Source organism: Streptantibioticus silvisoli, assembly GCF_027947535.2.
Lineage (GTDB): Bacteria > Actinomycetota > Actinomycetes > Streptomycetales > Streptomycetaceae > Streptantibioticus_C > Streptantibioticus_C silvisoli.
Map to the genome: position 1 here is coordinate 64,445 of NZ_JAAGKO020000038.1, position 20,713 is coordinate 85,157.

A 20,713-nucleotide genomic window follows, 5' to 3' on the forward strand; every position below is an offset into this window, starting at 1 on the left:
GAGGGGATGTCTTCGCATATCGCGGTTGCCTACGGGCACCCGTGACAGTGACGAGAGGAGGCGACTGATGGTGGCCAATTCATCCGTCAGCCACCGGCCCGCCGATACGCAGTCCTCGGTGGGCGTACTGGTGCAGCAGGCGTCGGCGCAGATGTCGGAGCTGGTCCGGCAGGAGATGCGGCTGGCCCGGGCCGAGATGGCCCAGAAGGGCAAGAAGGCCGGGCTGGGCGGCGGCATGTTCGGCGGTGCCGGCCTGTTGTCGGTGATCGCGCTCCAGGCGCTGGGGGCGGCCGCGATCGCGGCGCTCACGCTGGTCCTGCCGTTGTGGGCGTCGTGCCTGATCGTGGCCGGCGCGCTGCTGGCGGTGGCCGGCGTCATGGCGCTGGTGGGCAGGCGTGAGTTCCACCGCGCGGTGCCGCCGACCCCGCAGGGAGCGATCGACGGTGTACGGGCCGACGTCGAGGAGATCAAGGAAAGGGCGCACCGATGAAGGACGACAGCCAGGGCCACGCTCCTGCGGCCGCCCCCACGGGCGTCCCGGAGGGCGAGGAGTACTCCGGCGACGACCCGCAGGCGTTGCGCGCCCAGGTGGAACGCACCCGGGCGCGGCTGGGGGACACCGTCGAGCAGCTGGCCGGCAAGGCGGACGTGAAGGCCATGGCCCGCGGGAAGGCCGCCGAGGTCAAGGACCGGGCGGCGCACGCCGGCGAGCTGGCCCGCGAGAAGCTGGCCGGCGCCGGCCCGGTCCCGCTGATCGCGGCGGGCGCGGTGCTGACGGCCGGCACGGCCGGCGCGATGGTGTACCGGCACCGGCACGGCGGAGGGCGGTGACCCGGCGATGAAGGTGCTCTACAAGCCGTTCAGCGTGCTGTTCTCCCTGCTCGGCGGGGTGCTGGCGGGCATGATCTTCAAGCGCGTGTGGAAGGCGGTGGGCGGCGAGGAGGAGGCTCCCACCCCCATCGACGAGGACCGCCGCTGGCGGGAGGTGCTGGCCGCCGCCGCGCTCCAGGGCGCGATCGTCGCGGTGGTCAAGGCCGCCGCCAACCGCGGCGGGGCCAGCGGCGTTCGCCGCATGACGGGCGTCTGGCCCTCCTGACCGGCCGGGCCGGCGGCCCGTGTCCGGTGCCGGTTCCCCCGGGGGCCGTAGCGCCGGACACGGGCCGTCGGCGTGCGGCCCGCCCTCTACTCCGCCCGCTTTCCACTCCGCCCGCCTTGCGCCCCGCCTGCCGCCACCCCGCCGTGATCCGCCCCGTCACGATCCGCCCCGTCACGATCCGCCGCGATCCGCCGCCTGCGATGAGCCGCCGTGACCCCCTGCGAGCGGTGACCCGCCGCGAGCGCCGGCAGGGTTCAAGCATCGATCCACCGCAAGCGGTGGTCGGACGCGAGTGGTCCGGAGGAAATCCCCCACCTCACCGCAGGAGTACGGCTGCTGGGCCGCGCAGAAGCGGCAGGTGGGACAATCCGACCGGCGGGGCCCGTCGTACGGCGTTCACAAACGTCCAGCATGTGGAACGCCGGTGGAATGACGTGGACAGTCTCCGTTCGCCGGTGCCAATCTCCCGGCATGCCCAACGCCCTCGCGTCCTCCGGATCCCGGCTCGCCGCGGTCGCCGTCACCGCGTTGTTCCTCACCGCTGTCGGCTGCGCGCCGCAGCCGGACGGCTCGGCCGCCCCCGGCCACTCGACCACCGCCGCCGCGGGGACCTGTACCCCGGGCGCGCTGCCGACCCTGACCGGCGGCCGGCTGACGATCGGCACCGACAACCCGGCGTACGCGCCGTGGTTCACCGGCAACGACCCGGCGAACGGCAAGGGGTTCGAGTCGGCGGTGGCCTACGCGGTGGCGAAGCGGCTGGGGTACCCGGCCGCGAAGGTGACGTGGACCAAGGTGCCGTTCAACAGCGTCATCGCCCCCGGCGCCAAGCGGTTCGACTTCGACCTCGACCAGGTCTCCATCAGCACGCAGCGCAAAGCGGCGGTCGACTTCTCCTCCGGCTACTACGACGTCCAGCAGGCGCTGGTGGCGATGAAGGGCTCGAAGCTGGCCGGCGCGCACAGCCTGGCCGACCTCAAGCACGCCAAGCTCGGCGCCCAGATCGGCACCACCAGCCTCGACGTGCTGCGCGACGACGTCCGCCCCGACCGGCAGCCGGCCGTCTACCAGAGCAACGACCTGGCGAAGGCCGCGCTGAAGGACGGTCAGGTCGACGGGATCATCATGGACCTGCCGACCGCGTTCTACGTCACCTCCGCCGAGGTGACGGACGCGAAGGTGGTCGGGCAGTTCGCCGACAGCGGCGGCAAACCTGAGCAGTTCGGCCTGGTGCTCGACAAGGGCAGCCGGCTGACCGGGTGCGTCACCAGGGCCGTCGACCAGTTGCGCGCCGACGGCACGCTCGCCGCGCTCGACAAGCGCTGGCTGTCCGACGCGGTCCACGCGCCGGTGCTGAAGTGACCGTCCCCGTACGGGAGAAGGACGACTACCGGCCCTCCGCCCGGCGGATCGCCCGCGAGCGGCTGCGGCGGTCGCGCACCCGGCGTTCCGTGGTGATCGCCGCGGTCAGCACGGTGGTGACCGCCGTCGTGCTCTACCTGGTGATCACCCGGTCGCCGGGCTGGCCGCGCACCCGGGAGACGTTCTTCGACTGGCACTACGCGAAGGTCGCGCTGCCGCAGGTCCTCAAGGGCCTGTGGCTGAACGTGCGCCTGCTGGTGTGCTGCGGCGCGCTCGTGCTGGTCCTCGGCCTGCTGCTGGCGCTGGCCCGCACCCTGCGCGGCCCGGTCTTCTTCCCGCTGCGGCTGCTGGCCACCGCCTACGTCGACTTCTTCCGCGGCCTGCCGCTGATCATCTGCCTGCTCGGCACGGTCTTCGGCGTGCCCGCGCTGCGCCTTCAGGGCGTGCCCAACGATCCCGTGGTGCTCGGCGGCGTCGCGCTGGTGCTGACCTACTCCGCGTACGTGGCCGAGGTCTTCCGGGCCGGCATCGAGACCGTCCACCCCAGTCAGCGGGCCGCGGCGCGCTCGCTGGGCCTGACCGGCGCGCAGGCCATGCGGTACGTGATCCTGCCGCAGGCGGTGCGGCGGGTGGTGCCGCCGCTGCTCAACGACCTGGTCTCGCTCCAGAAGGACACCGGCCTGGTGTCGATCGCGGGGGCCGTCGACGCGGTCTACGCGGCGCAGATCATCACCGCGCAGAGCTTCAACTACACCCCGTACGTGGTCGCCGGCCTGGTCTTCGTCGCGCTGACCATCCCGATGACCCGGCTGACCGACTGGGTCTCGGCGCGGATGAACCGGCGCCAGTCGCAGGGAGGCACCGTATGACCGAGCCCGTGCTGCGGCTCGAACAGGTCCGCAAGACCTACGGCGGGGCGCTGGTCCTGCGCGGCGTCGACCTGGACGTCGCCCCACACACCGTCACCGCGCTCATCGGGGCGTCCGGTTCCGGCAAGTCGACCCTGCTGCGCTGCGCCAACCTGCTGGAGGAGATCGACGACGGCGCGATCTTCCTCGACGGTGCGGAGATCACCGACCCGCGCGCCGACCCCGACGCGGTGCGCCGCCGGATCGGGGTGGTCTTCCAGGCGTACAACCTCTTCCCGCACATGACGGTGCTGGACAACGTCACGCTCGCACCGCGCCGGGTGCACGGCGTGCCGCGCGCCGAGGCGCAGGAGCGGGCCCGCGAGATCCTGGACCGGCTGGGCCTGGCGGGACGGGCCGCGGACTACCCCGACCGGCTCAGCGGCGGCCAGCAGCAGCGCGTGGCCATCGCCCGCGCGGTCGCCGTGCGCCCGCGGCTGCTCCTGCTCGACGAGATCACCGCCGCGCTCGACCCCGAACTCGTCGGCGAGGTCCTGTCGGTGGTGCGGGACCTGAAGGACGACGGCATGACGATGGTCATCGCCACCCACGAGATGGGCTTCGCCCGCGAGGTCGCCGACCAGGTCTGCTTCCTCGACGAGGGCGTCGTGCACGAACGCGGCACGGCGGCCGAGGTCTTCGGCGCTCCGCGCGAGGAGCGCACCCGGCGCTTCCTGCGGCGGATCGTGGAGGCCGGCCGGCTGTGAGGGACCGCGCCCGGGGAGCGGTCAGCCCGGCTTCGCGACGGCGGCGACCGCCCGGCCGACCGGGTCGGATCCGCCGATGAGTTCCAGGACGTGGCCGGCCGTCCCGGGGGTGTCGAGGAGCGCCAGCAGGACCGCGGCCACGTCGTCGCGGGTGACGGAGCCGCGGCCGGTGTGCGGCGCCAGCTCCACCTCGCCGGTGCCGGGGTCGTCGGTGAGGGCGCCGGGGCGCAGGATCGTCCAGGCCAGGTCGGAACGGGCGCGGACCGCGTCGTCGGCGGCGGCCTTGGCCCGCAGGTAGCCGGCGAAGACCGGGTCGGTGCCGGGCGGCGGTTCCCGGTCGGCGCCCATCGAGGAGACGATGAGGTACCTGCCGACGCCGGCCGCGGCCGCGGCGTCGGCGAGTTTGACGGCGGCGTCGCGGTCGACGGACTCCTTGCGGTCGGGGCCGCTGCCGGGGCCCGCGCCGGCCGCGAAGACCACGGCGTCGGCACCGTTCAGGTGGCCGGCCAGCTCCTCGGCGGTGACGGACTCCAGGTCGCACACCACCGGTTCGGCGCCGTTGGCCCGCAGATCCTCCGCCTGGCCGGGTGAGCGGATGAGACCGGCCACCTCGTCGCCGCGCGCCGACAGCAGGCGTTCCAGCCGCTGGGCGATCTTTCCGTGTCCTCCTGCGATAACCGTACGCATGCCCCTGACGGTACGCCGGGCCCGCCCCGCCCGCGCGCGGTTCGGCGCCGGACACGCCGGTGCGGACACGCGGTGGCGTGCCGGGGAGGCCGGTGCCGTTCACACCGGTGGCGTTAACAACCGTGCCGGAACCACCGGTGCCGGACGCACCCGTGCCGGGGGGGCGGCGGCCGCCGTCTCCCCGGCACGGGCGGGGCATCGCGCGGGGTCAGGTGTGCCGCGCGGGGTCAGGCGTGGTGCAGGACGACGTCGGAGGCCTTGACGTAGGCGACGCGCTGGCCGAACTGGATCTCGTAGTACGCCTCCTTGCCCTTGACCCAGGCCTGCTGGGAGGTGTCGAAGGTGGTGGAGTAGAAGTACTCCCCCAGCGTGCGGCCGCCGACGACGTAGCTCTGGCCGGCCGGCAGGGTGTACTGGAGCGGTGTCTGCGCCTGGACGGGGACGTTCGCCGGGTAGGCGGACGCCTCCGGGTAGGCGCGGCCGTAGACCGGGACGGAGGTCAGGCCGGGCCTGGGGGTGGCGACCATGCCCTGGGCGCCGACGGCGACGGGCTGGTGGGCGGGGCTTTCGAACCACGCCTCCTGGCCGAGGTACCAGATCGCCGTCCAGTCGCCCTGCCGGCCGGCGACCACGTACTGCTGGCCGGTGGAGGCGCGGGCGCCGGTGTCGTTGACGTCGATGGTGGAGTCACCGCCGGTGGTGTGCAGGCCGATGTCCTTCACCAGCGGCGCCGAGGTGCTGGGCGCGGTGTAGAGGTGGATGGCGGTCGAGCCGTGCGGGGCGCAGGCCTGGCCGGCGGTGACGCAGCCGGTGTAGGCGGGCTGGTTGGACTGGTAGGCCGGGTCGATGGTGACGACCTTCGCGTCCGGGCCCGCCGTGGGGTGGATCGGCGCGCCGAGCAGCTGGAAGTAGTGCGCCCAGTCCCAGTACGGGCCGGGGTCGGTGTGCATCGAGGCCACCGTGCTGGGCGTGGTGCCGGGGACGTTGTCGTGGCCCAGGATGTGCTGGCGGTCCAGCGGGATGTGGTACCGGTCGGCCAGGTAGCGCACCAGCCGGGCGGAGTCGCGGTACATCGACTCGGTGTACCAGGCGTCGGGGTCGGCGAGGAAGCCCTCGTGCTCGACGCCGATGGACTTGGAGTTGATGTACCAGTTGCCCGCGTGCCAGCCGACGTCCTTGGTCGCCATGTGCTGGGCGATCTCGCCGTCGGAGGACTTCACGGTGTAGTGCCAGCCCAGGTACGTCGGGTCCTGGACCAGCCCCATGGTGGTGTCCCAGGTCGCCTCGGTGTCGTGGATGACGATGTAGTCGATCGACGAGTCCTGGGGGCGGTCGGCCAGGTCGTGGTTGCCGTAGTCGGTGGGGTCGGTGCCGTACTGCTCGTAGGGCGCCGGGACCCAGCTGCACGCCACGGTCGGCGGGCACTCGGTGTTGGCGGTGTCGGCGGCGGGCAGGCCGAGCGCGGTCAGCTGGGCGGAGCGCGGCTCGGTGCCGGGGCGGGCGGCGAGCACGACCCGCTGGCCGGCGTCGGTGGTGCGGGCCTCGCCGTCGCGGATGGTCTGGAAGACGTCGCCGGTGAAGTCGGCGGCGGCGGCCGTGGTGGCGGCGCCGGAGTAACGGGCGACCGCGCCGGACCAGTCGGCCGGGTCGGCGTCGAGCGGGTGCCCGAGCGCCTTCTGGTCCGCGGCGAGCAGGGCGGCGCCGCCGGCCACGTTGTCGGCGGCGTTCTGCCGGATCGCGCTCTCCGACAGGCCGGTCAGCGTCGCGGCGCGCCGGGCGGTCAGCGAGGAGGCGGGGAACGTGGCGGGGGCGCCGGCCGGCTCGGCGGTGGCCTTCATCGGCCGGGAGGTGTCGCCGCGCGGGTCGCCCTGCGCCTCGGCCGGGAGCTTGGCGGCGGGCGAGTCGGCGATGGCGGTGCGCAGGTCGGTCAGGTGCATCGGCCCGTAGCCGCCGGAGACGCTGGGCGCGCCGCCGTGGCCGTCCCAGCGCGACTCCAGGTAGGCGACGCCCATCAGGACGCTCTGCGGCACCTGGTAGCGGCGGGAGGCGTCGGCGAAGGCGCGCTGGAGCGCGCCGGACGACGGCTGCCCGGCGGTGGCGGGCTGTGCCGCGGTGAAGACCGGCAGCAGGGCGACGGCCGCCGCCGCGGCGGTGGCGGCTCGGACGGCGGATCGTCGGCGGGACGTCGTTCTCGGCGGTGCCTGTCCTCGCATGGTGGGTGCCTCCCGGGGGCTGTGGGGCGATGCCGTGCGGTGGAAGCCCCCAGAGGTATCGCCTGGGCGACAGGGCGTCAACCTCCGGCCCGGGACGGCGAATGCGCACGTCATCGACGGTGCGGACGGGTTTCCGGTGGGCGTCGGCGTGGCCTGCGGGGCGTCAGTGGTCTCTACCACTGGTGAGGCCCGGCGGCGCCCACGCAACGATTCGCACACCTGGTCGGTACGACACGGTGGTCCCGAACGGTGAGACGGGGGGCGCGGCGCGGGCGCGGCGCGGGCCGGCGGGGGGATCGGGTTCGGCGGATTTCGCGAGGCGGTGGGGGCTTCGGGGGCCGGTGGCGTGTCCGGGTTCGGGTCCGGCGCGGTTTCGCGGGGCCGGTGAGTCCCCGGTCGGCGGCGTTCCCCGGCCGGTGGCGTGTCCCCCTCCGGCGGCGTGTCCGGATGTGTGGGGTGCGCGGCCGGGCGGCCATGGCGGCGGGCGGTGCGGCGACGAAGACTGGAGGGGTGGCCGGGGTGGTCCCGGCGGTGGAGCGAGGAGGGTCGCGATGAGCACGGTGACGGACGGCACGGACGGCACGGGCGGGGTCCGGGTACCGGACAGCGCGCTGGCGCGGGAGGCGACGGAGCTGGTGCGCGACACCACCGGCGACCTGATCTACCACCACTCCCGGCGCGTCTACTTCTTCGGCGCGCTCCAGGGCCGCGAGCGCGGGCTCGGCTTCGACCCCGAACTGCTCTACGTCGGGGCGATGTTCCACGACCTCGGGCTCGGCGAGCGGTTCCGCGGCAGCGGCCGGCGCTTCGAGGTCGACAGCGCGGAGGAGGCCCGCGGCTTCCTGACCGCGCGCGGCGTGCCGCAGGACGCGGTGCGCCGGGTGTGGACCGCCATCGCGCTGCACACCACACCGGGCATCCCGCAGTTCATGGAGCCGGAGGTCGCACTGGTGACCGCCGGGGTGGAGTACGACGTGCTGGGCATCGGGTACGACGACCTGCCGGCCGCCGACCGGGAGGCGGTCGTCGCGCTGCACCCGCGGCCGGACTTCAAGCGGCGCATCCTGGCCGCCTTCACCGACGGCGTCCGCCCCCGGCCGCGGACGACGTTCGGCAACGTCAAGGCCGACGTGCTGGAGCACTTCGTGCCCGGGTTCGAACGCGGCGACTTCGTGCGCGTCGTCCAGGAGTCGCCGTGGCCGGAGTGACCGGGCCGGCCGGCCCGCCGCACGACGTCGCGGTGGTGGCGTTCGACGGGGTCCAACTGCTCGACGTCACCGGCCCGTTGGAGGTACTGACGACGGCCAACGTCTTCGGTGCCCGCTACCGGGTGCGGACCGTCTCACCGGATGGCGGCGACGTCGTGACCTCGTCGGGCGTACGGCTGGGGGTGGACGGCGGGCCGCAGGTGCTGCCGCGGCGGCTCGGCACCGTGCTGGTGCCGGGGCGGCGGGACTGGCGGCGGGCGGTGGCCGACGCGGAACTGGTGGGCCTGGCGGCGGAGTTGGCGGTCCGGTCGCGGCGGGTGACGTCGGTGTGCGCCGGGGCGTTCGTACTGGCGCAGGCCGGGGTGCTGGACGGGCGGCGGGCCGCGACGCACTGGCGGCTGGCGCGGGAGCTGCGGGCGGCCTACCCGGCGGTGCGGGTGGAGGCGGACCCGGTGTTCGTGCGGGACGGCCCGGTCGTGACGTCCGCCGGGGTGACCGCGGGCATCGACCTGGCGCTGGCGCTGGTGGAGGAGGACCACGGCGCCGGCCTGGCCCGCGAGGTCGCCCGCGAACTGGTGGTCTTCATGGCCCGGCCGGGCGGCCAGTCGCAGTTCAGCGCCCGGCTCGGGCCGCGCGACGCCGGCCATCCGGTGGTGCGCGCGGTCATGGACGCCGTCACCGCCGACCCCGCCGCGCCGCACGGCCCGGCCGCGCTGGCCCGGACCGCCGGTGTCAGCGCCCGGCACCTGACCCGCCTCTTCCGTGCCGCGACCGGCACGACCCCGGCGCGTTACCTGGAGTCGGTGCGCGTGGAGGCCGCGCGGGCACTGCTGGAGGGCGGCACCGATCCGGTGGAGCGGGTGGCGCGGGCGGCCGGATTCGGCTCGTCGGAGACCATGCGCCGCGCCTTCCAGCAGCTGCTGGGCGTCTCCCCCACGGCCTACCGGGCCCGGTTCCGCTCGACGGCGGGAGCGGAGTCGGGAGCGGCAGCGGGGTAGGGAGCGGGAGCGGAGTCGGCCCGAGGGTCTCGCGGCGTGGGCGGCCCGGCGGCACCGGCTACGGCTCGGCGGCGGCGACGGCGACGGCTCGGCACCGGCGGCGGCCTCAGCGGCTGCGGCTCACGCATGCCGCGACGGCCCCGGCGACGGCGGCAGGGGCCCGCTCCGGGGGTGGAAGCGGGACCCGTGACAGGCGGGAACGGTGCCGGGTGCCGGGGCGGTGGGCGGGACGTACGGTGGGAGAACAGCCTCGCCGCAGGCGTCGGCGGGGGCCGTTCCGCGACCGGTCTGGCGGCGAGCTGATGGGTTCCGTACCGCGTGCGAACGGCGACGAGCCGTTCCTCGCCGGGGTCGGCGACACGCTGCACGCCATCGAGGCGGTGGGGGTCGCCCTGCTGCTGCGCGCGCCGGACGCCCCGCAGCTGGACGCGGCGGCCGTCGTCGTCACACCGCTGGGTTCCGGCGTGGTGGAGAACGTCCGGCTGGACGACGAGGTGTTCGCCACCGCCAACGCCTACCGCTCGGACCGCGTGGTGGGCGCGTTGCCCATGGACATCATGAGCGGCCACCCGGAGCTCTCGGCGTTCGCGCCGTTCCCGTACGCGGTGGGGTCGGCGCCGGTGTTCGCCGGCGGCCGGCGGCCGGCGGGCACGCTGACCGCGTTCTGGCAGCGCCCGTACGGCGGTCCGCAACCGTGGGAGCTGGCCGGGCTGGCGTCCGGCGCGCGACGGCTGACGCGGGAGCTGACCCGGCGCGCCCGGGCCGGGACACCGCCGGTCCCGCCCCCGGTCCCGGTGGTGGTGGCCGCCGACACCGAGGTCAGCGGCAACGTCACATCGACCGCGCCGCACCTGTACCACCTGCACAAACTCGCCGTGCTGCTCTCCTCGGCCGCGGACACCCGCAAGGCGGTGGAGATGACGGTGCAGCGGCTGACGGGCGGATTCGGCACGCTCGGCGCGGTCGTCACCTCGCTGTCCGGCCGCCAGTTGCGGGTGCTGGGACAGCAGGGCTGCTCGGCCCGGTTCGCCGCGGAACTCGACGGCGCGGCGCTGAGCGACGGATCACCGGAGGCGGGCGCGGTGGCCACCCGGCGCCAGTGCGTGCTGTCCCCGGCCGACCCCCGAGCGGCCGGCCGGCTGGCGGACCCGTCGGGTCCCGGGGAGCGGGTGAGCGGGGACCGGACGGCCGAGGGGGCGTTCTGGGTGGTCGTCCCGCTGCTGTCCGGGCAGCGGGTGATCGGCACGTGCTCGATGGCCTTCGACGCCGGGCGCGACAACCTCGTCGCCGAGCAGTCGGTACTGACCGCGCTGGCCACCCTGCTCGGGCAGGCCCTGGAACGCACCCGGCTGCTCGACGGCCAGCACGCGCTGGCCGCCCGGCTCCAGCGCATCCTGCTGCCCGGCACGCTGGCCGGGCACCCCCGGCTGACCAGCGCCAGCCGCTACCTGTCGGCGACCAGCGGCATCGAGATCGGCGGCGACTGGTACGAGATGATCCGGCTGCCCGGCGGCGGCGTCGCCCTGGTCGTCGGCGACGTCGAGGGGCACAACGTCCCGGCGGCGGTGGTGATGGGCCAACTGCGCGGCGCCATGCGGGCGTACGCGGCCGAGGGCCACGGTCCCGGCACCCTGCTGGCCCGTTCGGACCGGCTGCTCGTCGGTCTGGACACCGACCTGTTCGCGACCTGCTGCTGCGTCGCGCTGGACCCGGAGCACGGCACGGCCGAGATCGCCACCGCCGGCCATCCCCCGCCGCTGCTGCGTACCCCCGACGGCGGCTACCCGGCGCTGGGCGTAGTGCCCGGCCCGCCGCTGGGCGTGGCGGCGACCGGCGCCGACTTCCCGGTGCGGCGGCTCGACCTGGCCTCCGGCAGCCTGCTGGCCCTGTACACCGACGGGCTGGCCTCGGCGGTCGACGGCGAACTCCCGCCGCGCGCCCTGGAGGAGGGCGTGGCCGACGGCCTCGGACTGGGCGAGCTGTGCGACCTGCTCACCGACCCCGACGCCGCCGGCGCGCCCCCGCACCACCACGACGACGCGGCACTGCTGCTCGTACGGTACGAGGGCCGGTACGAAGGCCGGGCGGCCTGAGCGACCCGCCCCGCGCGGTCGGCACGGTCGGCACAGGCGGCGGGGGCAGCGGGGAGACGGCGGGTTCGGCCCGCGGCGCCGTCCGACGGGTGGCCGACCGCGCGCAGGACGGCGCCGGCGTTGCCGCCATCACGCCAACTCACGTTCCGCAACTCGCCCTCCGCGACGGCCCGTTGCGCGTCGCGGCGCTCGTGTCCCCCTGCGGACGGGCGCGGTGGCGGTGGCGGTGGTCAGGCGTGGCAGTGGATGAGGCCGCCGTTCAGTTCGATCATGTCGGCGGCCAGCCGCGTCATGTCGACCGGGGTGCCGGTGATCTCGGCGTAGCCGCTGTGGATGTTGGCCACCAGGCGTTCGGGTTCGCGCAGCGCGGCCCAGCGCCCGAGGTCGGCCTGCCGGGCGGCGTCGAGCGGGGCAAGGCCGTCGGCGTGGGCGGCGCGGGCGAGTTGCCGGAGCCAGGTGAGGTACTCCAGGGTCTCCAGCAGCAGTTCGGGGCCGGACGGGCCGCCGTGGCCCGGCACGACGACCTCCGGGTCCAGCTCGCCGAGTTCCTCCAGGGTGCGGGCCAGCCCGCCGGGCGATCCCTCGGCCAGGAGCGGGGTGCCGCCGTTGAAGACCAGGTCGCCGCTGATCAGCACCCGGTCGTCGGGCAGCCAGGCGTAGACGTCGCCGCGGGTGTGGGCGGCGCGGCCGGGGTGGCGCAGTTCGACGCGGCGGTCGCCGGACCACAGGGTGAGCGTGTCGCGGAACGTCAGCCCCGGCGCCGCCGGCCGGATGTCGCCCCAGCTCGGGCCGGTGAACAGCGCCAGTACCGCGTGGTAGTCGTCGCGCAGCACCCGTTCCCGGCAGTAGGTGTGGCTGACGACGGTGGCCTCGGGGAACAGGTGGTTGCCGTGGGTGTGGTCGCCGTGGTGGTGGGTGGCGACCAGTGTGCGCACGGGCACGTCGGTCACGCGGGATATCGCCGCCCGGTAGGCGCGGGTGCGCGCCTCGGTGGCTGCGGTGTCCACAGTGATCGCCGCGTCGGGGCCGGTGATCAGCACGGCGTTGTTGAGGTACCAGCCGCCGTCCTGCTGGAGGTAGGCGTGCACGCCGTCCGCGACGGCGACCATCGAGGGAGTGAGTTCGGCCATGGAACCAGGAGTGTAGGCGGAAGGCGCGCGGCCGGGACGGCCGGGCGGAAGGCGCGCGGGCGCGGAGACGACCGCCCGGCGACGCCGGCGCGCAGACCGCGCGGACGGTACCGGCGCGGGTCGGCGCGTTCCCCCCGACCGCCGACCGGCGTGCGGCGTGCGGCGTGTGGAAACCGGCGTGCGGGCGTGCCGCGGTCCGGGGCCCGCACCGGGCGTGTGCCGGCGGGCGCACGCGCTCCGGCCCGCGCCGGTGTTCCCGCCTTCGCGCCCCCTCGTCTTCGTTTCGGCTACGGGGGGAACTGATGTCGCAGCGATATCCCCTGATGGAAGTCATTTCATCAGGACGGAAAGGTTCCTCGCCGGGTTCGGCGCGCCTGCCGCTAACATGGCGGGCATTGCTCCTGACGTCATGTCAGGCAGTTCGGGACCCCGGAAGGCCGAGGCCGGAGCGCTGTCGCCCACCGCGCCCGAGTCCGGTGCGGCGAGGGCCCGGTCAGGTCGCCTCTCCCCCCGGCGCGACGACGGTTTCCCCGCCGGGAGAAGACCTGCCCCCATTCTGGAAAACCCATGAGGGAAGGTTGTGCACCGGTGATTCAGGCCCCCATCGATGAGTTGGACGTGGCGCCCGGACACGTCCTCGAATGGAGACTGCGTGCTCCGGGAACGGACGAACCGGGAATTCCCCGGGCACGCGGGGCGATCGCGTCGTACAACCAGGAGAAGCACTACGCCGTGGCGAAGGAGGCGGCCGCTGGCAGCGCCGAGCGGTTCGGTTCCTACGTCGCCGGCACCTTCGAGATCGACGGGGCGCTCGACCGGCCGGCCCTGGAGTCCGCGCTGCTGCACCTGGTGCGCCGGCACGAGGTGCTGCGCAGCGAGTTCGAGCAGCTGGCCGGCGATCTGACCTGCGATCCCGTCGAGTGCGACGACATCGCGCTGGAACTGGTCGACGTGGGGCGCGTGGACACCCCGGACGCGCTGCGGTCGTACCTGCACGGGCTGTTCACCGCGATGGACACCCTGGCCTGGCCGTTGTTCGTGGTGGGGGCGGTGGTCCGGCAGGAGTCGACGACCGTCTTCTTCGGCTACGACCACCTGGTGTGCGACGGGCTGTCGACGCCGATCGCCATCAACGACATCGCGACCGCGTACGCGGCCTACCGCGAGGGCCGGCGGCCGGTGCTGCCCGAGGCGGGCAGCTACCTCGCGTTCAGCCGGGAGGAACGCGCCCGCAACCGGGCGATGGACGCCACCGACAGCCGGCTGGACTACTGGAAGGGGTTCATGGCGCGCAACGGCGACTTCTTCCCGCGCTTCCCGCTGGACCTCGGCGTGGAGCAGGGCCGCATGTACCCCACGGTCAACGAGCTGGACAAACTGCTGACCGCCGAGCAGACCGACGCGCTGGAGACCCGCTGCCGGGCGGCCGGCGGGCGGCTGTTCATGGGGCTGCTGGCCGCGATGGGCGTGTGCCTGCGCCAGGAGGGCGGCCCGGGGGTCTACCGGGGCATCATGCCGATCAGCGAACGCGGCCGGGGCTCGTACGGCAACGCCATCGGGTGGTTCGTCAACACCATGCCGATCGAGTTCTCCGTCGAGGAGGGCCTGGACCTGCCGGAGATCCTGGCGAACGTCCGGAACGCGATGGCCGCGCTGATGGCACACGTCGACGTGCCGTTCGTCAGGGCCTGGCACCTGCTGGCCCCCGAGTACGCCACCCTGCTGTCCTGGCCGTTCGCGGTGAACTTCTTCTCCTACCTCGACTTCCGGCGGACCCCCGGCGCCGGGAACCACCTCGCCTGGAAGGCCCGCAAGCACATCTGGGCGTCGCACAGCAACGGCATCTGCTACTGGTTCCACCGCAACGACACCGGCCTGTACGTGTGTTCCGTCTACGCCGACACCCCGCAGGCCCGCCGCACCAAGGCCGCCCTCGGACGGCGGATGGAGCAGACGCTCACCACGCTGGCCGAGTCCGGCTCGTTCCGCCCGGCGCGCACCGGGGACGGCGCGGCGCGCGGCCCGGAGATCCCGGCGCAGGCGCGGGGCGCCGCGGCGGACGGCCCGCGGGGCGCGGGGCCGGTGACCGGTCCGGCCGCGGTCAGCGGGTGGCCCGGCCGGCCAGCAGGCGTGTCATCAGGGCGAGCGGGGGCCAGTTGAGCCGGCCGGGGCGGGCGACCGCGTAGGACCGCAGTTCGACGGCGGGCGCGGTGAGCGGCAGCAGGCGGACGCCGGGCCGGACGGGGTGGTCGGCCGGGAGCAGCGCCACGCCGAGGCCGGCGGCGATCATGTCCTGGACCAGGTCGAGGCTGTCGGCCCGGTGGGCCACCCGGGGGGTGAAGCCGGCCAGCGAGGCGACGACCCGCACGACGTCCTCGTCCGCGGTGTTGCGGGAGTTGACGATCCACGGCTCGTCCGCGAACCGGGCGAAGACCCGCGGGGCGCCGCCCGTCACACCCGTACCGGCCGCACCGGGGACCGCCAGGGCCCAGCGGGCGGTCCACAGCGGCGTCGCCTCCACGGTGCGGTCGGGCGCGGCGGGGGCGAGGTTGTAGTCGTAGGTGAGCGCCAGGTCCACCTCGTCGCAGGCCAGCAGGGCCAGCGCCTCGGCGGGTTCGTGCTCGCGCACCAGCACCCGGAGCCGGGGGTGGCCGGCCGCCAGCCCGGCGACGACGGGGAGCAGGAAGGCGCGGACCGCGGTGGCGAAGCCGGCGACCCGCAGGGTGCCGGCCGGTTCCGCGGCCGGGTCGAGGTCGAGGCGCGCCGCCTCGACGGCGGCCAGGATCGTCACCGCGTGGCCGGCCAGCCGCCGCCCGGCGGGCGTCAGGCGCACCCGGCGTCCCTCCGGCTCGATCAGCGGGGTGCCCGCCTCCCGGGCCAGCACGGCGATCTGCTGCGAGACGGTCGAGGTCGTGGTGCCCAGCACGTCCGCGACCGCGCGCATCGATCCGAGGCGGGACAGTTCGAGCAGCAGGCGCAGCCGGCGGGTCTCCATGGGGCCATTGTCCAGCTTCTTCGAACGGATCATCCATGATCGGCACGTGGACACGGACGATGGACGCGTCGTCTACTCGTGGCCATGGCGCCGACCGATCCAATACCGCACCCGTCCGCTCCGGCCACCCCCGGTGGCCCGCCGGCCGCCTCCCGCGCGGGGGCCGGCACCGGGGCCCTGATGGCGGTCGCGTCCATGTCCTGCGTGCAGCTGGGGCTCGCCGTCTCCGTCGACCTGTTCGGCCGGCTCGGCCCGCTGGGCACGGCGTGGCTGCGGCTGGCGTGGGCCGGGGTGCTGCTGCTGGCCCTGGTACGGCCCCGGCCGTCGGACTTCACCCGGCGCGGGCTGCTGGCGTGCGTGGGGCTCGGGGTGGTGACGTCCGGGCTGATGCTGCTGTTCATGCTGGCGGTCGCGCGGATGCAGCTGGGCACCGCCAGCGCGCTGGAGTTCCTCGGGCCGCTGGCGGTGGCGGTGCTGGGCGGCCGGGGCGGCGGGCGGCGGCGCTGGACGGTGTGCGCGGCGGCCGGGGTGCTGCTGCTGACCCAGCCCTGGCACGGCGGGACGAGTGCGTCCGGCGTCGGCTTCGCGCTGGCCGCGGCGGCCTGCTGGGCGGCCTACATACTGCTGACGCAACGGGTCGGCGACCAGGTCACCGGCCTGCGCGGGCTGGCGGTGTCCATGCCGGTGGCCGCGGTGGTGGCGACGTTCGTGGTGGGCCCCGGTGAACTGGGCCGCGTCACCTGGCCGTTGCTGCTGACCGGCCTCGGCCTGGCCGTCCTGCACCCGGTGGTCCCGTTCAGCCTGGAGTTCCTCGCCCTGCGCCGGCTGACCGCCACCGCCTTCGGCACGCTGATGAGCCTGGAGCCGGCCATCGCGCTGGTCGTCGGCCTGGTCGCGCTGGGCCAGATCCCGGGCCCGGCGCCCGCGGTGGGCGTCGCCCTGGTCGTCACGGCCGGCGTCGGCGCCACCCGCGCGGGGGAACGGGAGGCGTTGGTCGACGGTGCGGTCGCCGACGGTGAGGTCGCCGAGGGTGCGGTGGGGGCGGCCGACGGTGCGGTGGTTGGCGGTGAGGTGGTTGACGGTGAGGTCGCCGAGGGTGCGGTGGGGGGCGGCCGGCGATGAGGTCGCTGCCGGTGCGGTGGTTGGCGGTGCCGCTGACGCTGGGGCGGCCGGCGGTGCGGTTGCTGACGGTGACGTGGCCGACGGTGCCGTGAGGCCGGCCGGCGCTGACGTCGCTGCGGGGTGACGATGCCGCCGGCCCGGTGATTCCGCACCTGGGGCTGCCCCTTCGGGCCTGCGCGGTCGTCGGGCAGCGGCCGGTCGAGCCGCTGCGCGCCGAGAGGGAGACCCGGCGAAGCCGAGCAGGGCTGGGTCGCGCTCCCCTCCGCACCGCTCACCGTGCTCGATCCGGTGGACCGGACCCGCGGACCACGGTCGGGGCGTGCCGCCAACGCGTCCTGAACCCGCCCGCCCGGACGGGGACTTCGGGGCGGGTCGCCGGTTCGCGGACGGCTCGCGGGGCCCGAGCCCGCAGGGGTGGGCCGTCGGCCGGGAAAAGCCCGGTGCGGCGGGCGCGGCGGTGAGAGGGTGGCGGGGTAACCGCAGGTCGACGGGAAGTGAGCCGCTCCATGGCCGTCATCCATCGCACGACGATGTCGCCGAACAAGCTCGAACTGCTGACGTCGTGGCTGCCGGGCCGGCCCTGGTACGCGGGCGGCGGGCGCGAACCGGTGCTGGGCAGGGGGGGCGGCTTCCGCCTCGACGACCCGGCCGGCGAGGTGGGCATCGAGTTCTTCGTGGCCACCGACGGATCGGGCGAACGGCCGGTCCCCTACCTCGTACCGCTCAGCTACCGGGGAGCCCCGCTCGACGGCGCCGAGCACGCGCTGATCGGCACGTCGGAGCACGGGGTGCTCGGTACCCGGTGGGTCTACGACGGGACCCACGACCCGGTGCTCCTCGCCCAGTTGCTCGCGTTCGTCGGCGGCGGCGCCGAGGCTCAGGCCCAGAGCGTCAGCGACACGCCCGATCCGTCGGTCGGCGTCCGCTTCACGGCGCCGGACCGGGCGGCGGCCGTCGGCGGTGCCCGCGTCGACGGTGTCACGGACGGACCGCACGGCACCGACGTCGCCGTGACGACCGACTCCGGCCCCCTGGTCCTGCGGTTCGAACGTTCCCCGCTCCCGGAGGGCCACGTCAGCGGCGCCGAGGGGCTGTTGGGGCACGTCACGCTCGACTGGACGCTGCCGGACGGCACCGGGCGACGCGGCCACGCCGTCACCGTGCGGGAGCCGGCGGGCGCGTAACCGGTCGGACACGGCCGCGGAAGCGGGCACGCACCACGCGCCGGTGCCGTGGCCCCCGGAGGACTTCCCCCGCGGACCACGGCACCGGTGTGCGTGCTGACGTCACATGGTCATGACGTCATACCGTCATCACATCGCACCTCATGACGTGACCGTCAGCGTCACGGTCCGGGTGACCGTCTGTCCGGCGGCGGACGCCGTGAGCGTCACCGGGTAGGTGCCGGGCGGTGTCGTGGCGGGGACGGTGACGGTGACGGGGACGTCGGCGGTGGCCGGCAGGTCGTCGGAGGTGACGTCGAGCCGGGTGGTGGCGGGAGCGGCGGCCAGCGGCACGGGGGCGGTGACGGCCAGGGTGCCGGTGGCCTGGTCAGGGGCGGTCAGCACCGCGGTCGCGGTGATGGCGGCGGTGCCGCCGGCCTTCGCGGTCGCGGTGGCCGGCGCGCCGAGCGCCAGGTGGTGCTGCGGCGCGCTGACGTGGTCCTCGGCCGGCGGCGCGTCGGACGCGGCGGTGCCCCATCCGGACGGCGTGTCGCCGACGGTGAAGTCGATGTCGCGGGCGGCGCGCAGGTCACCGGTGGTGAGGTAGGTCGCATCGTGCGCGCGGCCGGAGACCGTGACCGACTGGGTGTAGCGGTCGGTCTCGGACGCGCCGGGGGCGGCGATGGTCAGCCGGCCGTTGGGGTAGTAACGGCGGTCCAGGGTCAGGTCGACCCGGCTGAAGGCCGGAGTGGTCAGTCCCCAGGTCGCCGATCCGGGGTCGACCGGGTAGACGCCGATGGACGACAGCACCATCCACGACGACATCTCGCCCAGGTCGTCGTTGCCGGTCATGCCGTTGGGCTGGTCGGTGAACAGGCTCAGCGCGGCGTGCACGACGTCGGTGGTCTTCCAGGGCTGACCGGTCGACAGGTAGGTGTAGGGCGCGAGCAGGTCGGGTTCGTTGTCCGGGTTGTACTTGTCCTGGTTGTAGTACGTGTAGGCGCCGTTGACCCAGACGTTGTGGACGGTGTTCGAGGGGTCCGCCAGCAGCTGGTCGTAGGCGAAGAAGGAGTCGAGGCGGGTGTTGGTGGCGTCCTTGCCGCCGATCAGGCTGATCAGGCCGGGTTCGTCCTGCGGCACGAGCCACATGTACTGCCAGGCGGTGCCCTCGTGGAAGCCGGTGCTGGCCGCCGGGTCGGCGGGGCCGGTGAAGACGCCCTGGGTGTCGCGGGCGCGGAACCAGCCGGTGGAGGGGTCGAAGTCGTTGCGGTAGTTCTGCCCGCGGGCCAGGTAGCGGGCGGCGTCGGCGGTGTGCCCGAGCTTGGCGGCCATCGAGCCGAGCGCGGCGTCGGACAGCGCGTACTCCAGCGTGGTGGACGGGCCGTGGTCGTAGTCGAAGTCACCGGGCTTGTGCGCGGCGTTCTCGTCGAGCGGCACGAAGCCGTTGGCCAGGTAGTCCGTGTTGGCGCCGCGGCCCTCGTACTGCGAGGCGGCCGGCGGGACGGAGTCGGCGTTCTTCTTCAGCGCCTGGTACGCCTCCTCCTCGTGCCCCTTCAACAGGCCCTGGTTGAAGGCGTTGACGAGGAACGGGGTGACCGGGTCGCCGGTCATGATGTTGGTCTCGGCGGTGGCGTAGCCCCACTTGGGCAGCCAGCCGCCCTGCTCGTCGACCTTCAGCAGCGACACCGCCATGTCCCGCATCTCGGACGGCGCCAGCAGCGACAGCAGTTGGGCCTGGGTGCGGTAGGTGTCCCACAGCGACCAGTTCTGGTAGTACGTGAAGTCGGCGGCGTGGTGGACCTTCTCGTCCCAGCCGAGGTAGGAGCCGTCGACGTCGGTGCCGGTGTTGGGCGACAGCAGCGCGTGGTAGAGCGAGGTGTAGTACGCGGCCCGGCTGGTGTCGGTGCCGCCCTGGACACGGGCCTTGCCGAGCCAGCTCTCCCAGGTGCGGCCGGCGGCGGCCCTGGCGGCGTCGAAGGAGGTGTGCCCCTCGGCGGTCAGGTTGCGCAGCGCGCCGTTGACGCTGACGTAGGACACGGCGGTGGTGGCGCCGACCGTGCGGTCGGAGCGGGTGTCGAACCGGGCGTAGGCGCCGCGCAGTCCGGCGCCGGTGGAGCTGTCGGAGCCGGCCGTCACGTCCGTGCCGGACCAGGTGCCGTGGGTGGTGAACGGCCGGTCGAACCGGGTGACGGTGTAGACCGTGTACGGCTTGGTGTCCTGGCAGAAGCCGCTGCCGGTGACGGTGGCCGCGATCGTGCGGTCGTCGAGGACGGTGACGGTGCTGCTGCTGACCGTGTGCAGCGCCTGCCCGCTGTCGAGCAGCACGTTGGCCGCGTCGGTGGCCGGGAAGGTGTAGCGCTGGAGGCCGGTGTGGGTGGTCGCGGTCAGCTCGGCGGTGATCCCGCCGTAGGACGACAGGCCGACGCGGTAGTAGCCCGGGGACGCCTGCTCGTCGGTGTGCGAGAACGACGCCGCGTACTGGGCGTTGTCGGTGCTGGTGATGTCACCGGTGGTCGGCATCACGGGCAGGTCGCCGCCGAGTCCGCATCCCACACCGGACAGGTGCACCATGCTGAAGCCGCGGATGCTGCTCTGGTCGTAGTCGTAGCCGGTGTTGTGGCCGGTGTCGGGCGAGATCTGCACCATGCCGAACGGCACGGTCGCCCCCGGGAAGGTGTTGCCCTCGTTCTGGGTGCCGATGAACGGGTTGACCTCACTGGTGAGCGAGCCGCCGGTGGCCGGCGCCGTCGCCGCCTGCGCGGCCGGGGCGAACGCGCCGGCCAGCAGGATCGCGGCGAACGCGGTGACCAGCGGATTCCGGCGCGACCGGAATATGGCGAATGCGGTGCGTCGAGTCAATCTGCCGCGCCCCTTTGCGCTAGACAACGTTGTCAACATGCTGGGTCGGTGCGGTTCCCGGTTGGGATACTCGACTCGGGGGGCGGGCGTGTCAAGGGTGGACACCGGCACGGCGCGAATCGGCAGCCACACCGGCGCTTCGGCCAGGGGGTGCTGGCGGGGGGGTCAGACG

The 20,713-nt window shown here is 74.4% G+C and carries 17 protein-coding genes; 12 read left to right on the forward strand and 5 right to left on the reverse strand.

Annotated features, from left to right (window positions below; all coding sequences use genetic code 11):
* Positions 1 to 67 precede the first annotated feature (67 nt).
* The 6 genes from POF43_RS23215 (at position 68) to POF43_RS23240 (ending at position 4,073) form a co-directional block, all read left to right on the forward strand.
* A complete protein-coding gene (locus POF43_RS23215; RefSeq protein WP_271318107.1) occupies positions 68 to 490 on the forward strand; it encodes a phage holin family protein in 423 nt (140 codons plus the stop codon).
* The gene (locus POF43_RS23220; RefSeq protein WP_271318106.1) at positions 487 to 831 is read left to right on the forward strand and encodes a DUF3618 domain-containing protein; all 345 of its coding nucleotides are present in this window, start codon (positions 487 to 489) and stop codon (positions 829 to 831) included. The genes POF43_RS23215 and POF43_RS23220 overlap by 4 nt, the downstream gene beginning before the upstream one ends.
* Before the next feature lie 7 nt (positions 832 to 838).
* Positions 839 to 1,096, forward strand: coding sequence for a DUF4235 domain-containing protein (locus tag POF43_RS23225; RefSeq protein ID WP_271318105.1), 258 nt, complete (start codon positions 839 to 841; stop codon positions 1,094 to 1,096).
* A 471-nt stretch (positions 1,097 to 1,567) separates the two neighbouring features.
* The gene (locus tag POF43_RS23230; protein ID WP_271318206.1) at positions 1,568 to 2,458 is read left to right on the forward strand and encodes an ABC transporter substrate-binding protein; all 891 of its coding nucleotides are present in this window, start codon (positions 1,568 to 1,570) and stop codon (positions 2,456 to 2,458) included.
* Entirely contained in the window at positions 2,455 to 3,327 is an 873-nt protein-coding gene (locus POF43_RS23235; RefSeq protein ID WP_271318205.1) for an amino acid ABC transporter permease, read from the forward strand. Before POF43_RS23230 ends, POF43_RS23235 begins: the two co-directional genes overlap by 4 nt.
* Positions 3,324 to 4,073, forward strand: a complete 750-nt coding sequence (locus POF43_RS23240; RefSeq protein ID WP_271318204.1) for an amino acid ABC transporter ATP-binding protein — start codon at positions 3,324 to 3,326, stop codon at positions 4,071 to 4,073. Before POF43_RS23235 ends, POF43_RS23240 begins: the two co-directional genes overlap by 4 nt.
* A 21-nt stretch (positions 4,074 to 4,094) precedes the next feature.
* On the opposite strand, the gene POF43_RS23245 is transcribed toward POF43_RS23240, so the two are convergent.
* Entirely contained in the window at positions 4,095 to 4,760 is a 666-nt protein-coding gene (locus POF43_RS23245; protein WP_271324880.1) for an SDR family oxidoreductase, read from the reverse strand.
* Positions 4,761 to 4,987: 227 nt separating this feature from the next.
* Positions 4,988 to 6,973: an N-acetylmuramoyl-L-alanine amidase gene (locus tag POF43_RS23250; protein ID WP_271324881.1), complete on the reverse strand. Its 1,986-nt coding sequence runs from the start codon at positions 6,971 to 6,973 to the stop codon at positions 4,988 to 4,990.
* A 551-nt stretch (positions 6,974 to 7,524) separates the two neighbouring features.
* On the opposite strand from POF43_RS23250, the gene POF43_RS23255 reads away from it, so the two are divergent.
* From POF43_RS23255 to POF43_RS23265, 3 genes are all read left to right on the forward strand, one after another.
* On the forward strand, positions 7,525 to 8,181 hold the full coding sequence (locus POF43_RS23255; protein WP_271323408.1) for an HD domain-containing protein: 657 nt from the start codon (positions 7,525 to 7,527) through the stop codon (positions 8,179 to 8,181).
* Entirely contained in the window at positions 8,169 to 9,179 is a 1,011-nt protein-coding gene (locus POF43_RS23260; protein WP_271323407.1) for a GlxA family transcriptional regulator, read from the forward strand. The genes POF43_RS23255 and POF43_RS23260 overlap by 13 nt, the downstream gene beginning before the upstream one ends.
* Before the next feature lie 302 nt (positions 9,180 to 9,481).
* Positions 9,482 to 11,272, forward strand: a complete 1,791-nt coding sequence (locus POF43_RS23265; protein WP_271323406.1) for a PP2C family protein-serine/threonine phosphatase — start codon at positions 9,482 to 9,484, stop codon at positions 11,270 to 11,272.
* Between the two features lie 230 nt (positions 11,273 to 11,502).
* On the opposite strand, the gene POF43_RS23270 is transcribed toward POF43_RS23265, so the two are convergent.
* Positions 11,503 to 12,402, reverse strand: a complete 900-nt coding sequence (locus POF43_RS23270) for an MBL fold metallo-hydrolase (RefSeq protein WP_271323405.1) — start codon at positions 12,400 to 12,402, stop codon at positions 11,503 to 11,505.
* A 588-nt stretch (positions 12,403 to 12,990) separates the two neighbouring features.
* Here POF43_RS23270 and POF43_RS23275 point away from each other — a divergent pair.
* A complete protein-coding gene (locus POF43_RS23275; protein ID WP_271323404.1) occupies positions 12,991 to 14,562 on the forward strand; it encodes a condensation domain-containing protein in 1,572 nt (523 codons plus the stop codon).
* Here POF43_RS23275 and POF43_RS23280 read toward each other — a convergent pair.
* Positions 14,504 to 15,397, reverse strand: a complete 894-nt coding sequence (locus POF43_RS23280; RefSeq protein WP_271323403.1) for a LysR substrate-binding domain-containing protein — start codon at positions 15,395 to 15,397, stop codon at positions 14,504 to 14,506. The genes POF43_RS23275 and POF43_RS23280 overlap by 59 nt on opposite strands.
* Positions 15,398 to 15,481: 84 nt before the next feature.
* Here POF43_RS23280 and POF43_RS23285 point away from each other — a divergent pair, with 84 nt between their 5' ends.
* Both POF43_RS23285 and POF43_RS23290 read left to right on the forward strand, forming a co-directional pair.
* Positions 15,482 to 16,519: an EamA family transporter gene (locus POF43_RS23285; RefSeq protein WP_271323402.1), complete on the forward strand. Its 1,038-nt coding sequence runs from the start codon at positions 15,482 to 15,484 to the stop codon at positions 16,517 to 16,519.
* Between the two features lie 506 nt (positions 16,520 to 17,025).
* Entirely contained in the window at positions 17,026 to 17,703 is a 678-nt protein-coding gene (locus POF43_RS23290) for a maltokinase N-terminal cap-like domain-containing protein (RefSeq protein ID WP_271323401.1), read from the forward strand.
* A gap of 141 nt (positions 17,704 to 17,844) precedes the next feature.
* Here POF43_RS23290 and POF43_RS23295 read toward each other — a convergent pair whose 3' ends face one another.
* A complete protein-coding gene (locus tag POF43_RS23295; RefSeq protein ID WP_443732110.1) occupies positions 17,845 to 20,580 on the reverse strand; it encodes a GH92 family glycosyl hydrolase in 2,736 nt (911 codons plus the stop codon).
* Between the last annotated feature and the right edge of the window lie 133 nt (positions 20,581 to 20,713).